20 protein-coding genes are annotated in these 15,462 nt (G+C 65.8%); 16 read left to right on the top strand and 4 right to left on the bottom strand.

What is annotated here, in order from left to right; translation table 11 throughout:
* Positions 1 to 319: 319 nt before the first annotated feature.
* The 6 genes from U5914_RS06915 (at position 320) to serS (ending at position 5,611) form a co-directional block, all read left to right on the top strand.
* Entirely contained in the window at positions 320 to 790 is a 471-nt protein-coding gene (locus tag U5914_RS06915; protein WP_336135025.1) for a carotenoid biosynthesis protein, read from the top strand.
* A gap of 70 nt (positions 791 to 860) precedes the next feature.
* Positions 861 to 1,760 carry a restriction endonuclease gene (locus U5914_RS06910; RefSeq protein ID WP_336135024.1) on the top strand — a complete coding sequence of 300 codons (900 nt, stop codon included), beginning with the start codon at positions 861 to 863 and terminating at the stop codon, positions 1,758 to 1,760.
* Between the two features lie 62 nt (positions 1,761 to 1,822).
* Complete coding sequence (locus U5914_RS06905) at positions 1,823 to 2,623, top strand: tetratricopeptide repeat protein (protein WP_336135023.1); 801 nt, start codon at positions 1,823 to 1,825, stop codon at positions 2,621 to 2,623.
* Positions 2,623 to 2,913: a DUF424 domain-containing protein gene (locus tag U5914_RS06900; RefSeq protein ID WP_336135227.1), complete on the top strand. Its 291-nt coding sequence runs from the start codon at positions 2,623 to 2,625 to the stop codon at positions 2,911 to 2,913. Before U5914_RS06905 ends, U5914_RS06900 begins: the two co-directional genes overlap by 1 nt.
* 98 nt (positions 2,914 to 3,011) lie before the next feature.
* A complete protein-coding gene (locus U5914_RS06895; protein WP_336135022.1) occupies positions 3,012 to 4,115 on the top strand; it encodes a mandelate racemase/muconate lactonizing enzyme family protein in 1,104 nt (367 codons plus the stop codon).
* A 107-nt stretch (positions 4,116 to 4,222) separates the two neighbouring features.
* Complete coding sequence (gene serS, locus U5914_RS06890; protein ID WP_336135021.1) at positions 4,223 to 5,611, top strand: serine--tRNA ligase; 1,389 nt, start codon at positions 4,223 to 4,225, stop codon at positions 5,609 to 5,611.
* Here the strand turns inward: serS and U5914_RS06885 are convergent, their stop codons facing one another.
* Positions 5,612 to 5,911, bottom strand: a complete 300-nt coding sequence (locus tag U5914_RS06885) for a zinc ribbon domain-containing protein (protein WP_336135020.1) — start codon at positions 5,909 to 5,911, stop codon at positions 5,612 to 5,614. It lies immediately after the preceding gene.
* A 37-nt stretch (positions 5,912 to 5,948) separates the two neighbouring features.
* Positions 5,949 to 6,293: a nuclear transport factor 2 family protein gene (locus U5914_RS06880; protein ID WP_336135019.1), complete on the bottom strand. Its 345-nt coding sequence runs from the start codon at positions 6,291 to 6,293 to the stop codon at positions 5,949 to 5,951.
* A gap of 99 nt (positions 6,294 to 6,392) precedes the next feature.
* Here U5914_RS06880 and U5914_RS06875 point away from each other — a divergent pair, with 99 nt between their 5' ends.
* Complete coding sequence (locus tag U5914_RS06875; RefSeq protein WP_336135018.1) at positions 6,393 to 6,911, top strand: DUF367 family protein; 519 nt, start codon at positions 6,393 to 6,395, stop codon at positions 6,909 to 6,911.
* Between the two features lie 292 nt (positions 6,912 to 7,203).
* Positions 7,204 to 7,353: a 50S ribosomal protein L40e gene (locus tag U5914_RS06870; RefSeq protein ID WP_178289660.1), complete on the top strand. Its 150-nt coding sequence runs from the start codon at positions 7,204 to 7,206 to the stop codon at positions 7,351 to 7,353.
* Positions 7,354 to 7,423: 70 nt separating this feature from the next.
* Here the strand turns inward: U5914_RS06870 and U5914_RS06865 are convergent, their stop codons facing one another.
* Complete coding sequence (locus U5914_RS06865) at positions 7,424 to 8,035, bottom strand: MBL fold metallo-hydrolase (RefSeq protein WP_336135017.1); 612 nt, start codon at positions 8,033 to 8,035, stop codon at positions 7,424 to 7,426.
* 146 nt (positions 8,036 to 8,181) lie between these two features.
* Between U5914_RS06865 and U5914_RS06860 the strand changes: the two genes are divergently transcribed.
* The 7 genes from U5914_RS06860 to hisH all read left to right on the top strand — a co-directional run bounded on the left by U5914_RS06860 (position 8,182) and on the right by hisH (position 13,291).
* Positions 8,182 to 8,358, top strand: a complete 177-nt coding sequence (locus U5914_RS06860) for a DUF5786 family protein (protein WP_336135016.1) — start codon at positions 8,182 to 8,184, stop codon at positions 8,356 to 8,358.
* Entirely contained in the window at positions 8,355 to 8,933 is a 579-nt protein-coding gene (locus U5914_RS06855; RefSeq protein ID WP_336135015.1) for an endonuclease dU, read from the top strand. The genes U5914_RS06860 and U5914_RS06855 overlap by 4 nt, the downstream gene beginning before the upstream one ends.
* 24 nt (positions 8,934 to 8,957) lie before the next feature.
* Positions 8,958 to 9,542, top strand: coding sequence for a uracil-DNA glycosylase (locus U5914_RS06850; RefSeq protein ID WP_336135014.1), 585 nt, complete (start codon positions 8,958 to 8,960; stop codon positions 9,540 to 9,542).
* Between the two features lie 100 nt (positions 9,543 to 9,642).
* Positions 9,643 to 10,677, top strand: coding sequence for a PhnD/SsuA/transferrin family substrate-binding protein (locus U5914_RS06845; RefSeq protein ID WP_336135013.1), 1,035 nt, complete (start codon positions 9,643 to 9,645; stop codon positions 10,675 to 10,677).
* A gap of 28 nt (positions 10,678 to 10,705) precedes the next feature.
* Positions 10,706 to 11,524 carry a phosphonate ABC transporter ATP-binding protein gene (locus U5914_RS06840; RefSeq protein ID WP_336135012.1) on the top strand — a complete coding sequence of 273 codons (819 nt, stop codon included), beginning with the start codon at positions 10,706 to 10,708 and terminating at the stop codon, positions 11,522 to 11,524.
* Positions 11,525 to 12,574 (top strand): PhnE/PtxC family ABC transporter permease, encoded by a 1,050-nt coding sequence (locus U5914_RS06835; protein ID WP_336135011.1) that lies wholly within the window; start codon positions 11,525 to 11,527, stop codon positions 12,572 to 12,574.
* A 72-nt stretch (positions 12,575 to 12,646) separates the two neighbouring features.
* A complete protein-coding gene (hisH, locus tag U5914_RS06830) occupies positions 12,647 to 13,291 on the top strand; it encodes an imidazole glycerol phosphate synthase subunit HisH (RefSeq protein ID WP_336135010.1) in 645 nt (214 codons plus the stop codon).
* A gap of 40 nt (positions 13,292 to 13,331) precedes the next feature.
* Here hisH and lrp read toward each other — a convergent pair whose 3' ends face one another.
* Positions 13,332 to 13,784, bottom strand: coding sequence for an HTH-type transcriptional regulator Lrp (lrp, locus tag U5914_RS06825; RefSeq protein ID WP_336135009.1), 453 nt, complete (start codon positions 13,782 to 13,784; stop codon positions 13,332 to 13,334).
* 127 nt (positions 13,785 to 13,911) lie between these two features.
* On the opposite strand from lrp, the gene glnA reads away from it, so the two are divergent.
* Positions 13,912 to 15,285 carry a type I glutamate--ammonia ligase gene (gene glnA / locus U5914_RS06820; protein WP_336135008.1) on the top strand — a complete coding sequence of 458 codons (1,374 nt, stop codon included), beginning with the start codon at positions 13,912 to 13,914 and terminating at the stop codon, positions 15,283 to 15,285.
* The last annotated feature ends 177 nt before the right edge of the window (positions 15,286 to 15,462 follow it).

The raw sequence follows: 15,462 nt of genomic DNA, 5'->3' as shown, positions 1-15,462 counted from the left end.
GTATCAAATTATTATGACAATATCGTGTAGGGAGACCACTGCAGAGGGGATACGTTCCGGTCGTAAGTCCGCACTTCCTCCCGCTCGGGTCGGCCTCGACGACCGCTCGCGCGAAATGCACCCACGAAAAAAGCCCGACGGCTCCCGGTGGTCGCCGTCGGCGAACCGCCCGCTCACCCCGTTCGCTCGCGGCTGCTACCGTGCGGTAGACTCGCGATACTGCCCGATGCTGTCGCCGAGTGGTTCGGGAGGAGGGCAGAATAACGAAACCGCTCACCACCTACTGCTAAGACGCGCGGGACCGCAGAACGACCCAACCATGACCGACGGTCGAACGTTCGCGGCGAGTACGGTCGCGCTCGGCCTCCTCGCGCTCGTTCACGCGACGGTGACGTGGCCCCTGCGAGTGACCACCGCCTTCTTCGTCGGCGGTGCAGCCGTCGCCTTTCTCGCGGAGGCGGTCGTCATCCGACTCGGCTGGCTCGAACATCACGTCGGGCCGAAAGCCCTCGGCGTCCCGCTCTACGTCCTCTTCGGGTGGACCGGCGTGGTCTACGTCGCCTTCCGTCTGGCGCTGCTCGTGGCCGACGGCTGGCCCGCGGTCGCTCTCGCGGCCCTGCTGGCGACCGGCTACGACGCCGTGAGTGACCCCCGAGGCGTCGCCGAGGGCTTCTGGAGTTACACCGACGACCTGCCGGGGCCCCGTCCCGCCGGCGTCCCGTGGTGGAACACCGTCGGGTGGTTGTGTATCAGCGCCGCCACCGCCGGGTTCGCCGTCCTCGTTCGTTAATCCGTCCGAGCCCGGCCAGCAGTATTTTGGCAGTCTGTCGAGAACGGAATGAAATGGACTCCCACCCGCGATGAGCCACGACTCGGACGCGGAGCCGCCGGAGCCGATCTCCGTCGAGGAGGCCCTCCAGCGGCTCGATACGCGGTCGATGCGCGACCTCGTAAGTCGGCTGTGGGAGGAACGCGGCTGGACGCTGGAGGGGGTTTCCAGCCCGGACGACCGCGGTGTCGACCTGCGGTTTTCCCGTGAGTGGCCCCGGAGCCGAACGCTCCTCCTGCGGGCCCTGTCCTTCGACCGGGGCGACCACCTCAACGACGCCGACGTGCAGGCGTTCGTCCGGACCGTCCAGCGGGAGGGCGTCGACATCGCCCGCATCGTCGCGCCGACCGAGACGCCATCCAGCGTCGAGGCGACCGCCCGCGAGTACGGCGTCGACGTCATGGGGCCGGCGGCGCTGGCGGCGTTGCTCGACCGACTGGGCCAGCGGGCGGCGCTGGCGGCGCAGGTCGACGTGCCGGTGGCGACCGATTCGGCCCCATCGCTGCCGGCGTGGGTCCCGGACCGACTGACAGCCGCGATTGGCCGCCTCGACCTCGCGGACCGGCTGGAGGCGCTTTTGGCTCGCCATCTCCCGCCGGACCCGACGATGGCGGATATGGCGGCGCTGAGTTTCACCGGCCACCGAATCGCACTCGTCGGGGCGGCGCTGTCGCTGCTGCTTTCGGTGCTGGCGGCGACCGGGTCGGTCGCCTTCTGGGTGCTGATGACGACCCACCTGCTCGTCACCTACGGCGCGCTTCTGCCGGCGATGACGGCGGACATCTATCTCTGTCGGCAACTGCGGCTCGAATGGGTGCCGTCGTGGTGGTATCTGGTGGCGTTCCTCCTCGCGCCGCTGCCGGTTCTCGCGGGGAGCGTCTACTGGTATCGGCGACGCGACTGCGTGATGGACCGACACGCGGTCGGTTGACCTGCGCACCCGACCGTTCCAGCCCGCAACCCTTACCCGCGCGCGCGGCCAACCGACGGTATATGACTGACGAGGAGCCAGCCGACTCCCACGAGTTCTCCGAGGGGCAGGGCTTCGACGAGCCCCACGAGGGGTTCGACATCGACCCGCCGGAACTCGACGTCGACCCCGAACAGGTCGACCCCGTCGACTCCCGGGTCGTCTCCGACACGCTCGACCGCCGGCAGATCGGGGCCGACGACGTCGACGCCGAGGAACTGCTCGACGTCGGACTCGAGTACATGCGCATCAACCGCCACGAACAGGCCACCGACGCCCTCGAACGCGTCGCCCAGTACGCCGACGACGAGACCATCGAACAGGAGGCGTGGGTGAACAAGGGCGCCGCCCACGCGGAACTCCAGGAGTTCGAGGCGGCCATCGACGCCTACCGGCAGGCGCTGCACATCGACGACGACTCCGAACACGCCGCCACCGCCGAGACCAATCTCGCCTACGCGCTGTGGGAATCGGGTCGCAGCGAGCAGGCGCTGGAACACGCCGAACGCGCCGTCGAACTCGACCCGCGCTTCCCGCAGGCGTGGTACAACCGCGGATTCTTCCTGCTGGAGCGTGGCCTCGCCGAGGACGCCGTCACCTGCTTCGACAACGCCATGCGACTCGGCCAGCGGTCGGTCGACGTCCTCGAGGAGAAGGCCCGCGCGCTCGAAGAACAGGGCAAGGACGAGGAAGCCGAGAAGGTCGCCGAGGAGGCCGAGGAGATGCGCCAGCGCGCCGAAGACCAACTGGTCGACGACCACGGCGCCGGTGGCCCCGCGGGCGGCGAACGCGGCGGCGGGCGTGAACGCCAGCGCGAACGATGATGCTACTGTGCGAACGGGAGACACAGGAGGGCCCGCTCGTCTCCGTCTGTGATGCGGACGTCCTCGGTGAGACCTTCGAGAACGGCGACGTCTCGCTGACGGTCGAACGCGACTTCTACGACGGCGAGGAGGCAAACGCCGAGGAGGTCGTCGCCAGCCTCTCGCGGGCCGCGGTCGCCAACCTCGTCGGCTACGAGGCCGTCGAGGTGGCCGTCGAACACGGCTTCGTCGAGGAGACGAACGTCTTGGAGTTCGAGGGTACCGTCCACGCGCAGTACCTCCGCCTGTAGGCGCGGGCCGGCCGTCTCCAGCGCCCTCGTCGGTGATTCTTAAGCTCCCGTCAAGGCGTGGCAAAGCGTTCAAGCCGCCAGCGCGCGCGGAGCCGTCCATGCAGATAACCGGCGTCAACCAGTATCACCTCGCCCACACCCTCGAGGAGCCGTTCTATCCGACGTGGATTCCGGGCTATCCGCAGTCGACCCACGAACTCGAACTGTTCGAAATCGAGACCGACGAGGGCATCACGGGCTACGGCGCCTCCCCCTCCTTCGCCGGCGGCCTCGATTACGAGACGCCGCTGGAGTTGTTCCTGACCGGCGAGGACCCCCACGACGTCGAGTCGATTCTCGGCAAACTGGAGACGGTCAACCTCGTCGGCCCGCGGCCGTGGCACGTCGAGATGGCGCTGTGGGACATCATCGGCAAGGACGCCGGCAAGCCGGTCTACGAGTTGTTCGGAGCCAGCCAGCGGGAGATTCCGGTCTACGCCTCGACGGGCGAGGTGATGGAGGCCGACGAGCGCATCGACTACGTCGAAGACCGAATCGAGGAGGGCTTCGAGGCAGTCAAACTGCGCGTCACGGAGGTCGACCACATCGAGACCGTCCGGCGGGTCCGGGAGGCCTTCCCCGACCTCACGCTGATGGTCGACGCGAACAAGGGGTGGGCGGTGCGGGTGATGGACGACCCCGTCGAGTGGTCGTTCTCCGACGCTTTGGAGTTCGCCCGCGGCCTCGAAGAACTGGGCGACATCGGCTGGCTCGAAGAGCCGCTCCACCGCCACGACTACGAGGGCTATGCCCGCCTCCGCGATGCCGTCGATATCGACATCGCCGGCGGGGAGTTCAACAACGGCACCCACCACTTCCGGGAGTTCGTCGACCACGGCTCGTTGGATATCCTCCAGCCCGACGCCGCGCTGGCGACGGGCATCCGGCAGGCCGTCGACGTCGCACGGATGGGCCACGAACACGGCCTGCAGTTCGTCCCGCATACGTGGACGAACGCGCTTGGCTTCGCCGCGAACCTCCACGTCATGACCGCCGTCGGGAGCCCGTGGTGTGAGTACCCGATGGAGCCGCCGTGGACGCCCGACGTCTGGTCGTTCATGCTCGAAGACGGCTTCGAACACGACGATGGCACCATCGTCGCGCCCGACGACCCCGGCCTCGGTATCACGATTCCCGACGACGTGCTGGCCGACGCCGAGTGACCAGCGCGGAGCGCGTCCGGAGCCCCCTATTTCAGGATTACTGCCGCCCGAGACGGGGCGTCACGGTACCGACACGACTTTGCCCGGGCCAGTCGAACCGTCGGCAAATGCTATCGAGGCAGTTCGTCAGGGAGAACCCCGACGAGGTGCGGCGGGCGCTCGACACCAAGGGCGTCGACGTCGACCTCGACCGTATCCTCGACATCGACGAGGAGTGGCGCGAGTTGAAAGCGGAGGGCGACAACCTCCGACACCAGCGCAACGAGGTCTCCAGCGAGATCGGCGAACTCAAACGCGAGGGCGAGGACGAGGCGGCCGAGGAAGCCATCGAGCGCTCCCAAGAGTTGAAAGAGGAACTCGAGGAAGTCGAAGCACGCGCCGAGGAACTCGAGGCCGAACTCGAAAAGGCGCTGCTCCGGTTGCCGAACGTGCCGCATCCCGATGCCCCCGTTGGCGACGACGAATCGGACAACGTCGAGGCCGAGCGGTGGGGCTTCGATGACCGACGGGAGCTACCGGACGATGTGGTGCCCCACTACGACCTCGGTGAGGACCTCGAAATCCTCGACTTCGAGCGCGGCGCGAAGGTCTCCGGCGGCGGCTTCTACTTCGCGAAGGGCGAGGGCGCCCGACTGGAACACGCTCTGGTCCAGTACATGCTGGAACTCCACCGCGAGGAGCACGACTATATCGACGTCTTCCCGCCGATTCCGGTCAACTCGGCGTCGATGCGCGGGACGGGCCAGTTCCCGAAGTTCGTCGAGGACGCCTACCGCCTCGGCGGCGACAACGACGAACCCTACGACGACGACGACCTGTGGCTGCTGCCGACCGCCGAGGTGCCGGTCACGAACATGTACCGCGACGAGATACTGACCGACGACGACCTCCCGCTGAAGCATCAGGCCTACTCGCCGAACTTCCGGCGTGAGGCGGGCGAACACGGCACCGAGACCCGCGGTATCGTCCGGGTCCACCAGTTCAACAAGGTCGAGATGGTCAACTTCGTCCGGCCGGAGCACAGCTACGACCGCTTGGAGGGCCTGCTCGACGAAGCGACCGAAGTGCTGGAACGCCTCGGCCTGCCCTATCGGGTGCTCGAGATGTGTACCGGCGATATGGGTTTCACACAGGCCAAGAAGTACGATATCGAGGTGTGGGCGCCCGGCGACGATATGAAGGACGGTCCCGACGTCGGCGGCCGGTGGCTCGAAGTCTCGTCGGTGTCGAACTTCGAGGACTTCCAGGCCCGGCGGGCGAAGATCCAGTACCGGCCCGAACAGCACGAGTCGGCCGAATACATCCACACGCTGAACGGTTCGGGGCTGGCGATTCCGCGCGTGATGGTCGCCATCCTCGAATACTACCAGAACGACGATGGTACGGTCACGGTGCCGGAACCGCTTCGGCCCTACATGGGCGGCCAAGCGCGCATCGAGGGTCACGAGTCGGTCGGCGAGTCGGCCCTCGGCGAAGCAGAAGGCGACGGCGAGTAATCAGGCCGGAACCGGCAGCGGGCCGGCGCAGTTTCCACAGAAGACGTATCCCTGTTCTACCTCGCTTCCGCAGTGCGGACAGCGACGCGGTGCCGTGGCATTGTCGACTGATTCTCCCTCGCGCGTCGGCATCTCCGCGTCCGGATATCGTTCGAGTCGCGCCATCAGGGGCATGACGGTTCCCTCGTCGCGGACGAGGGGTTCGAGGAGGAATCCCACCACCGCGAGCCCGCAGAGGGCGAACAGCACAGACAGATGGAGCATCGTCTCGAAATTCGGGCCGTATTGCCTTGGTGCCATCGTTTCGCCGACGGCTTTGTGAGTCGATATCGTCCCGCTATTGGCCGTGGCTGTCGGTGTACGTCCGAATCCCCCGTATCCCACGCTCGCCGAGTTCGAAGGTATCGACGAAGCGGAACCAGACGCCGCCGTCGGCCCGCAGCAGGCGTCCCTCGGCGGCGACCCGATTGTCGTTCGCCGTCCCGTAGACGGCATCGAGGACGTGTTCGGTCTCGGTGTCGGGGCGGTCCGAGCGCATGAAGGAGACGAACTCCTCGCGGCCCTCGATGGTCATGTCCGGTCGTCGGTGGACGAACTCGGCGGCGAGAGCGTCCCGAAGCGCCTCGTAGTCACCGTCGTCTATCGCGCGATAATACTCCCGGGCCAGCGCAGGACCGTCCATACCGGCCGTAGGGTCGCCGGACGGAAATACGCTACCGGAGCGCCACTTCGAACGCCGCCGGGGCGAGCGACTTTTGCCGCCCGGCCGTCTGTCTTCGGTGTGGAGCTCCACGTCCGCTACGAGGGTGACGACGACCCCGAGAAGTGTTCGGCCCGGAAACTCGCGCGGTTCGACCTCGCGGAACTGCATCACTCGGCCCGCGAGACGCCCGCGGGTATCGTGCTCGACCCGTACGCCGAGCAGGCGCTGTCGCCTGCGGACGGGGATGTCGAGCGGCACGGCAGCGCCGCCGACCGCCTCGTCGCCCTCGATTGCTCGTGGGAGACCGCCGAGAAGGAAGCGTTCAAACTCGACGGCCCCCATCGCGCATTGCCCTTCCTCGTCGCCGGCAATCCGGTCAACTACGGGACGCCGTTTCAGCTCAACACCGTGGAGGCCTTCGCGGGCGCGCTCTGTATCCTCGGCCACCGCGAGCAGGCCGAGGAAATCCTCGGCAAGTTCCGGTGGGGCCACACCTTCCTCGAACTGAACGAGGAACCCCTCTCGCGGTACGCCGACTGTGCGGATTCGGCGGAGGTCATCGCGGTTCAAGAGGAATACCTCGAAGCGGCTGAGTAACTGCTAGACTGTTCGGCGGATGTTTCTTTTATAATACCTATGCGTAGCTGGTCAGATTCAAAACGAGCATACGGCGCGCGAAGCGCGCCGTTTCTCCGGACGCGACCGTAGGGAGCGTCCGGTAGCGCGCACGGACTGGAGGCGGCCGAAGGCCGCCGAAAGGAGTACGCGCGCATATTTTCCCCACGTTTTTGCCGTGAGGCGCGGCGTAGCCCGCCGAGCGTGCAAAAAGTGGGCTGAAAAGTGGGTGTGAACGGTTAGGTTTATCCGCTCGCGTTGACTCGCTACACGTATGGCTAAGTTCGACCCGGCTGAGGACCGCACCCTCGAAAAGATGATCTGCATGCGCTGTAACGCCCGAAACCCCAAGCGGGCCGACCAGTGCCGGAAGTGCGGCTACAAGAAGCTTCGCCCGAAGGCGAAGGAACGCCGCGCCGCATAAGGGTTCCTCGGCTTTTCACCTCGAACTCCTCTCGCGTAGCGACGGCTTCGTCAGCCGTCAGTCACGGTCCCTATTCGTCGGGATACTTCGGCTCGCGCGTTTCGGCCCGCTCTAGGGCCGTCTGCACGACATCGCGGACGTCCCCGTGGAACTCGTCGCCGTGGCCGGCGTACATGTCTTCGACGCCGTCGGGCATCCGCTCCAGAAGCGTCCGAATGCTCTCGATGAGCCGTTCGCGCGATTGGCCGGCCATGTCGGTCCGGCCGAAACTCCCGTAGTCGAAGGCGCCGTCGTCGTGGACCACGACGTCGCCGCTGAAAAGCGTCGTCTCCGAGACGAAGGAGACGTGGTCGTCGGCGTGGCCCGGCGTATAGATCACGTCGAAGGCCTCGTCGCCCATGAACACCTGGTCGCCGTCTTCGAGTTCGGACGCCCGGCGAGGGTGGTCGCTGTAGGCGTACAGCGGCGCGTCGAAGGCGTCGAGGACGGCATCGAGCTGGGCGACGTGGTCGCCGTGCTGGTGGGTCAACACGACGGCGTCCAGTTCGTCGGTGTAGCCCTCGATGACGTCGACGACGCCCTCCATCGCGCCGGCGTCGACGAGGACGGTCCGGTCGCCCTCGACGAGATAGGCGTTGCAGGTGAAGGTGTCGGCGTTGGCAGTCACGTTCGTGACGTTCATATCGAACGGGTGGACCGCCGCCGTAATCACGCTGGCGGCTACGTGGTGTCACTGCCGCGTTCGGCAATCCGTCGCCGTTCCGTGTGAACGCCACCCGTGGGTCGGCGTGGCGCTTAACTCGAAGGAGCCGTTACCATCGCGTACGCATGGGATTCGGCAGTTACGACGAATCCGAACAGGACAACCAGCAACTCGACACCGACGACATCGAGGGGAGCGACCAGTCCACGTTGCCGACCCACGACGGCGACGTCGAGTTCGAATACGAGGACGCCTCCAGCGAGGACCTTCTGGAGACCTATCAGGAGCTACAGAACCAGTGAAGCCCGGCCGACGGGCGCTGGGTATCGCCGAATCGTATCGGGGGACCGACGACGACCACGCGCAAAGTACCCTCGCCGGTGCGGTCGTTCGCGCCGACCGGACGGTCGATGACTTCGTTTTCGACACGTGTACCGTCGGCGGCCGCGACGCGACCGAGGCAATCATCGACTGCTGGCGGCGCCTCGACCGCCCCGACGTCCAGTACTGTTTTCTCGCGGGCGTTGCGCTCGCGTGGTACAACATCGTCGATATCGACGCTCTCGCCGAAGCCATCGAGCGCCCCATCATCGCGGTGACGTTCGAGGAAAGCGAGGGCCTCGGCGAGGCCATCCGAGCGGCCTTCGACGGCGAGGCCCGAACCCGGCGGCTCGACGCCTACGAGGCGCTGCTCGAGCGGCGCCGCCTCGATATCGACGGCGAATCCCTGTTCGTTCGGAGCGTCGGCCTCGACGCCGAAACGACCGAGACGGTCGTCCGGGCCTACACCTACGAGCGCCGGCCGGAACCGCTTCGGGTCGCAAAGCGTGTGGCCCGCCGGGCCGACGCTGCCCGCGACGTCTTCCGGCGAGATTAACTTGGGGCAACTCGACCGACGGGTATGAGCGAGGACATCGCGGTCACCGAATGTACGCGGTGTGAGGAACTGTGTGCCTCCCGGAGCCGCATCGTCAACGGCGTCGGCCCCGACGACGCGGAGTTGCTCTTCGTCGGCGAGGCTCCCGGCGAGAACGAGGACCAGCAGGGCGAACCCTTCGTCGGCCGGTCCGGCGACGTTCTCGACGACGCCCTCCGCGACCGGGGCTTGGCCCGCCGGGACGTCCGAATCACCAACTGCGTGCGGTGTCGCCCGCCGGACAACCGGGACCCCACGGTCGAGGAACTGGCGAACTGCCGGGAGTACCTCGAACGCGAGATCGATGCGGTCGACCCGACGGTCGTCGTCACGCTCGGGAAGGTGCCCTCCGAACACCTGCTGGAGCGGTCGGTCGCCGTCACGAAGGAGGCCGGAACGCTCCACGACGCCCGCATCGCCGGGTCGGCGCGGCGCGTGCTAGTGTGTGTCCATCCCGCGGCGACGCTGTACGACCCCAGCCAGCGCGAGACGTTCGGGGCGGCCCTCGACGAGGCGGTCGGGCTCGTCGACGACGACGGGGGGGGTCAGTCCCGGCTGGGTGACTTTTGAACGGCCGGCTCACCGCCGGGATATGCCGAACTGAGGCTTATTCGTACTGTTTGCGGCAACATTCAGAAACGCTTAAATCGACCTCGTGATAGGCACAAGTATGTCCAACGGCTCCTCGGTTGACCGACGGACGGTTATCAAAACGACAGGTGCAGCAGGTATCTTCGGTCTTGCGGGCTGTCTCGGTGACGGTGGCAACGGAAACGGCAACGGCAACGGAAACGGCGGCACGCGAGGGGAGGCGGACGGCGACAACGAAGTTCGATTCATTCTGAACCCGGCCGAAGCTGACGTCGACATCTCCGAACAGTATCAGCCGATGTTCGATTACCTCGAGTCGGAGACCGACGCGACCATCGAGCCGGTCGAAACGGCCAGTTACGCGGCGACGATTCAGGAGATCCGCCGCGGTGGCGGCGAAGTCGCTGACACCTCGCCCTCGGCGGCCGTCGCGGCCCAAGACCAGGCCGACGTCATCGGCATCCGCGTCGCCTTCGGCGCGGCCCAGTACTTCTCGCTCATCACCACGACGCCCGACGACAACGGCGTCGACTCGCTGCCCGAACTCGAAGGCCAGGAGGTCGCGATGGGCTCGACGCTGTCGGTCAGCGGCACGCTGGCTCCGATGGTCATGCTGAAGAACGCCGGCCTCGACGTGGGTACGGCGCCCGACGGCGACGCCAACGACTTCACCGCACGCTACTCCGACCACTCGACGGCCCGCGACCAGCTCATCGAGAACCCCTCCATCGCGGCCGCGACGACGGGCGCCTTCTCGACGGCCCCGCACGTCCCACAGGAGCAGTTCGACGAGATGTCGCAGGACTTCGTCGACATCTCCGCCGAATACGAAAGCGCCGGCTCGGCGACCGACGAGGCCGAACTGAAACTGCTGGCGGTGTCGGACCCGCTGCCGCGTGCCCCCCTGATGTCCCGTGCCGACTGGGAGGCCGACATCCGCTCGGACGTCGAGGAAGCCATCCTGAACGCCGACGAGGAGGACCTCTCCCACGGCGAGGACTACGATGGCGAGGAACTCTGGTTCACCGGCGTCAACGAGGGCAGCCACGAGGACTTCGAACCCATCGCCGACATCCTCGACGAACTCGGTCTCGAGTTCGAGGACCTCGAGTAACGACCCTAACTACCCCTATTCCCATCTTATGAGTCGCATCACGGCCGATAGCCTCACGAAAGAGTACGGCGATGTCGTCGCGCTCGATGACGTCTCCTTCGAGATACCGGACGGGGAGTTCGTCATCGTGCTCGGCGTCTCCGGTTCCGGCAAATCGACGCTGTTGCGCTGTCTCAACGGACTGACGCCCCCGACCGAGGGCACCGTCTCCATCGACGGCGACCCGGTGACGGAACCGCGAGACGACGTTGCGATGATCTTCCAACAGCACAACATCATCGGACAGATGTCCGCCTATTCGAACGCGCTTACCGGCACGCTCAACCGCTCGGGCTTTCTCGAAAGCCTCCTCCAGTTGCAGAGCCGCGAGGAGAAACTGCTCGCCTTGGAATCGCTCGATACCGTCGGCCTGCTCGACGAGGCTCGGCAGAAAGCCCGACAGATGAGCGGCGGCCAACAACAGCGCGTCGGCATCGCCCGCGCGCTGGTTCAGGAACCCGACGTACTACTCGCCGACGAACCCGTCGCCAGTCTCGACCCCGGAAGCGCCCAGCAGGTGATGGGCTATCTCCGGACCGCGGCCTCCGAACGCGGCCTCACGACGATGATCAGCCTCCATCAGGTCAACCTCGCCCGGAAGTTCGGCCAGCGGTTCATCGGCCTTCGGGACGGCAAGAAGGTCTTCGACGGCTACCGCGAGGAGATGACGATGGAGGTCATCGACGAGATTTACGGCGATATCGACACCGAGGGCATGCTCGCCGAGACCGATGTCGACAGCGACGACGGCTCGGGCGGCGATGCCTCGAGCGGCACACGCATCCAAGGCGAAGGGGGCGCCGTATAGATGTCAGAGGAAACGGCAGGCGGTGCGGACGACGGGAGCGGTCGCCTCGCCGACCAACTCGACCGCATCCGCGCGGCGCGCAAGCGCCGGGCGGTCGGCGGCGTGGCGCTGCTCGCCGTCCTCGGCGTCCTGTTCTATCAGTCGATGAGCGCGGCGGGAACGCTCTCGACCCAGTACACGACCGGCTTCTTCCTCGAATCCCTGCGGGACTTCTTCCCGCTGACGACCTACTTCGGCCTCTTTCCCTTCATCGATTTCAGCCAGTATCTCGATTACATCGGCCAGCAGAACCTGCTTTTCGCCAGCGACATCTCGCTGCTGTGGTCCGACCCCGCACAACTGGTCTCGGAGGTCGGCGCGCTCATCGCCGACGAGGGTATCTTCGCGGTGTTCGGCGTCGCCGGTATCACCCTCGCGATGGGGTTCGCGGGCACGATTATCGGGTTCCCGATGGCGCTGCTGTTCGGCGTGCTCGGCTCCGAACGGGTCACGCCGTTCCCCTTCAACTTCGTCTTCCGGGGGACGATGTCCGCCATCCGCGCCATCCCGGCGCTGGTGTGGATTCTCATCTACATCCCGCTGGCCGGCCTGACGCCCGTCTCCGCGGTGTTGGCCATCGGGACAGACACCATCGGTAACCTCGGCCGACTCTTCACCGACGAACTCGAGGAAATCGAGGAAGGTCCCATCGAGGCCATGAAGACTACCGGCGCCAACCGGACCCAGACGGTCACCTTCGGCATGCTGAGTCAGGTGACCACGCCCTACATCGCGTGGACGCTCTACATCTTCGAGATCAACGTCCGCATCGCGGTGTCGCTGGGCGTCTACGGTGCTGGCGGACTGGGACAGGTCGTCGAGACGCAGGTCGGCCTCTTCCAGTTCACCAACGCGATGGCGACGCTGCTGTGTATCTTCCTGCTCATCATCTCGGTCGAACTGCTCAGCCAGCGCGTCCGTGCGCGACTGCGGGCCGACACCGAGACGATGAGCCTGAAGGAACTCATCCTCGGGTTCCCCCGTCGCTTCGCCGAATCGCTCACGAAGTAAAGCGCGGTTCGCCGTCGCTTCCTTTCTGTCGCGATGGAAACCCACTTTGCGTGGGGCCGCCCACGTTCCGGTATGAGCACCACCCAGCGGACCGCCGAGGTCGTCCTCGTCGACTACGGGCTCGGCAACCTCCGTAGCGTGACCAAGGGGCTGGAACGCGCGGGCGCCGAGGCGACGATAACCGACGACCCCGCGGATTTCGACGCCGCCGACGGTATCGTCCTGCCGGGCGTCGGCGCCTTCAGCGAGGGCATGGACAACGCCGGCCCGTTCCGCGAGGCGCTGGTCGACGCCGCCGCCGAGGGCAAACCGCTCTTCGGCATCTGTCTGGGAATGCAGATGCTCCTCACGTCGAGCGAGGAGGCCGAACGCGTCGGGCAGGGCGACGTCGAGGGGCTGGACCTCGTCCCGGGCACCAACGTCCGCTTTGCCGAGGGACAGAAGGTCCCGCACATGGGCTGGAACGAACTGAACGTCCAACGCGAGCATCCGCTCGCCGAGGGTATCGACGGCGAGTACGCCTACTTCGTCCACTCCTACTACGCCGACCCCGACGACGACGAGGCTGTCGTCGCCAGCACGGACTACGGCGTCGAGTTTCCGGCTATCGTCGCCAACGAGGCGGGCAACGTCTTCGGCACGCAGTTCCACCCCGAGAAATCCGGCGAGACGGGGCTTCGAATCCTGCGTAACTTCGTCGACTACTGTCTGGAGTAGGGCGGGCGCCGAGGAACTGTCGCGGCCGCTCGGACCGCGCTCAGACGTCGAGGTCGAACTGCTCGTGTTCGGTGACCGTGTTCAGGACGACCGAGGTGTTGGATTCCTTGATGTCGGGATCGATGAGCAGTTCCTTGATTTGGTCGTTCATGTGGTCGGTGTCGGTGAACTTGCCGATGGCGATGATGTCGTGGTCGCCGGTGACCTCGTAGACCGACACCATGTGTTTGTGGTCCGCGAGGCGGTCGGTGATTTCGGGGAGGGCGCTGCCCTCGACTTTCATCTGGATGACCGCGGTCACGTCGTAGCCCAGTTCGCCGTAGTCGATTTCGGGGCTGTAACCCCGAATGATGCCCTGGTCTTCGAGGTCGGAGATGTGATTCGAGACGGTCGTCACCGACACGTCGAGGTCCTCACCGAGCGAGCGCAGCGAGGCGCGTCCGTCGGCCAATAGCGCGTTTACCAACTTGCGGTCGAGATTTTCGTACGTCATTACACCTCCGTACGCCCCGGGGGGTTTAGAAATTTACGAATATTCATTTTCACAGCGTTAGACGGAAGGTTTGCGCAAAGGAGCAAGGCTTTAGTAGTGGCACTCATCGAAACAGGTGGCGAGAAAGATGACGAACGAAAACGTAGCCACCGACGGTGGCCTCTCCCCGGAAGAACAGCGCGTCCTCGACGAGATCGACGAGAAGAACGTCGACTTCCTGCGCCTGCAGTTTACGGACATCCTCGGCACGGTCAAGAACGTTTCCGTGCCGGCCGAACAGGCGGAGAAAGCCTTCACGGAGGGTATCTACTTCGACGGCTCCTCCATCGAGGGCTTCGTCCGCATTCAGGAATCCGACATGCGGCTCATGCCCGACCCGAGTACGTTCTCGGTGCTCCCGTGGCGTGACCGCGAGGAGGGTGCCTCCGCCCGGATGATCTGTGACGTCTACGACACCACCACCGGCGAACCCTTCGAGGGCGACCCGCGCCGCGTCCTCAAAAACGCCCTGCAGCGCGCCCACGACATGGGCTACAAGGTCAACGCCGCGCCCGAACCCGAGTTCTTCCTCTTCGAGGAAGACGAGGACGGCCGCGCGACGACCAAGACCAACGACGCCGGCGGCTACTTCGACCTCGCGCCGAAGGACCTCGCGAGCGACGTCCGCCGCGACATCATCTACGGCCTCGAGGACATGGGCTTCGAAATCGAGGCCAGCCACCACGAGGTCGCCCGCGGGCAACACGAGATCAACTTCGAGTACGACGACGCCCTGACGACCGCCGACAACGTCGGCACCTTCCGGACGGTCGTCCGCGCCATCGCCGCACAGCACGACCTCCACGCGACGTTCATGCCCAAGCCCATCCCGAAGATCAACGGCTCCGGCATGCACACCCACCTCTCGCTTTTCACCGAGGACGGCGAGAACGCCTTCCACGACGAGGACGACGAGTTCAACCTCAGCGAGACTGCCAAGCAGTTCCTCGGCGGCATCCTCGAACACGCGCCGGCCATCACCGCCGTCGCTAACCCGACGGTCAACTCCTACAAGCGTCTGGTTCCCGGCTACGAGGCCCCGGTCTACGTCGCGTGGTCCGACCGGAACCGCTCGGCGCTCATCCGCAAACCCGCCGCGCGCGTTCCCGCGTCCTCTCGTGTCGAACTCCGCTCGCCCGACCCGTCGTGTAACCCCTACCTCGCCTTCGCGGTCATGATTCACGCTGGCCTTGACGGCATCGAGAACGATATCGAGGCGCCCGACCCGGTCCGGGAGAACATCTACGAGTTCGACGAGGACAAACGCGAGGAGTACGGCATCAACACGCTGCCGCAGAACCTCGGCGAGGCCGTCGACGCCCTCGAAGAAGACGAGGCCATCTACAACGCCCTCGGCGACCACGTCGGTTCCAAGTTCGTCGAAGCCAAGCGTCAGGAGTTCAAGGAGTACCTCATCGACGTCTCCGACTGGGAACTCGACCGGTACCTCGAGACGTTCTGAAACCACTTTTTGCACGCTCGGCGCGGCGAAGCCGCGCCTCGCGGTCATCAGATTCCGCAGGAATCTGATGGGCAATCAGACCGCTATGCGGTCTGATGACGGCAAAAACGTGGGGAAAATATGCGCGAGCGGTTCCAGCCGCGCGCCTTCGGCGCGCGTTAGTCACCGCTCGCTACG

Origin of the sequence: Natronomonas amylolytica (assembly GCF_037031205.1) — an archaeon.
Taxonomy (GTDB): Archaea; Halobacteriota; Halobacteria; order Halobacteriales; family Haloarculaceae; genus Natronomonas; species Natronomonas amylolytica.
This window is presented reverse-complemented; position numbering and strand designations above follow the sequence as displayed.

Excerpts from the sequence above, each read along its gene's own strand:
- U5914_RS06910 (WP_336135024.1), top strand. The coding sequence starts at position 861 with ATGAGCCACGACTCGGACGCGGAGCCGCCGGAGCCGATCTCCGTCGAG.
- U5914_RS06915 (WP_336135025.1), top strand. The coding sequence starts at position 320 with ATGACCGACGGTCGAACGTTCGCGGCGAGTACGGTCGCGCTCGGCCTC.
- hisH (WP_336135010.1), top strand. The coding sequence starts at position 12,647 with ATGAGCACCACCCAGCGGACCGCCGAGGTCGTCCTCGTCGACTACGGG.
- U5914_RS06845 (WP_336135013.1), top strand. The coding sequence starts at position 9,643 with ATGTCCAACGGCTCCTCGGTTGACCGACGGACGGTTATCAAAACGACA.
- U5914_RS06850 (WP_336135014.1), top strand. The coding sequence starts at position 8,958 with ATGAGCGAGGACATCGCGGTCACCGAATGTACGCGGTGTGAGGAACTG.
- U5914_RS06900 (WP_336135227.1), top strand. The coding sequence starts at position 2,623 with ATGCTACTGTGCGAACGGGAGACACAGGAGGGCCCGCTCGTCTCCGTC.
- U5914_RS06865 (WP_336135017.1), bottom strand. The coding sequence starts at position 8,035 with ATGAACGTCACGAACGTGACTGCCAACGCCGACACCTTCACCTGCAAC.
- glnA (WP_336135008.1), top strand. The coding sequence starts at position 13,912 with ATGACGAACGAAAACGTAGCCACCGACGGTGGCCTCTCCCCGGAAGAA.
- U5914_RS06880 (WP_336135019.1), bottom strand. The coding sequence starts at position 6,293 with ATGGACGGTCCTGCGCTGGCCCGGGAGTATTATCGCGCGATAGACGAC.
- U5914_RS06885 (WP_336135020.1), bottom strand. The coding sequence starts at position 5,911 with ATGGCACCAAGGCAATACGGCCCGAATTTCGAGACGATGCTCCATCTG.
- U5914_RS06895 (WP_336135022.1), top strand. The coding sequence starts at position 3,012 with ATGCAGATAACCGGCGTCAACCAGTATCACCTCGCCCACACCCTCGAG.
- lrp (WP_336135009.1), bottom strand. The coding sequence starts at position 13,784 with ATGACGTACGAAAATCTCGACCGCAAGTTGGTAAACGCGCTATTGGCC.
- U5914_RS06870 (WP_178289660.1), top strand. The coding sequence starts at position 7,204 with ATGGCTAAGTTCGACCCGGCTGAGGACCGCACCCTCGAAAAGATGATC.
- serS (WP_336135021.1), top strand. The coding sequence starts at position 4,223 with ATGCTATCGAGGCAGTTCGTCAGGGAGAACCCCGACGAGGTGCGGCGG.
- U5914_RS06840 (WP_336135012.1), top strand. The coding sequence starts at position 10,706 with ATGAGTCGCATCACGGCCGATAGCCTCACGAAAGAGTACGGCGATGTC.
- U5914_RS06860 (WP_336135016.1), top strand. The coding sequence starts at position 8,182 with ATGGGATTCGGCAGTTACGACGAATCCGAACAGGACAACCAGCAACTC.
- U5914_RS06835 (WP_336135011.1), top strand. The coding sequence starts at position 11,525 with ATGTCAGAGGAAACGGCAGGCGGTGCGGACGACGGGAGCGGTCGCCTC.
- U5914_RS06905 (WP_336135023.1), top strand. The coding sequence starts at position 1,823 with ATGACTGACGAGGAGCCAGCCGACTCCCACGAGTTCTCCGAGGGGCAG.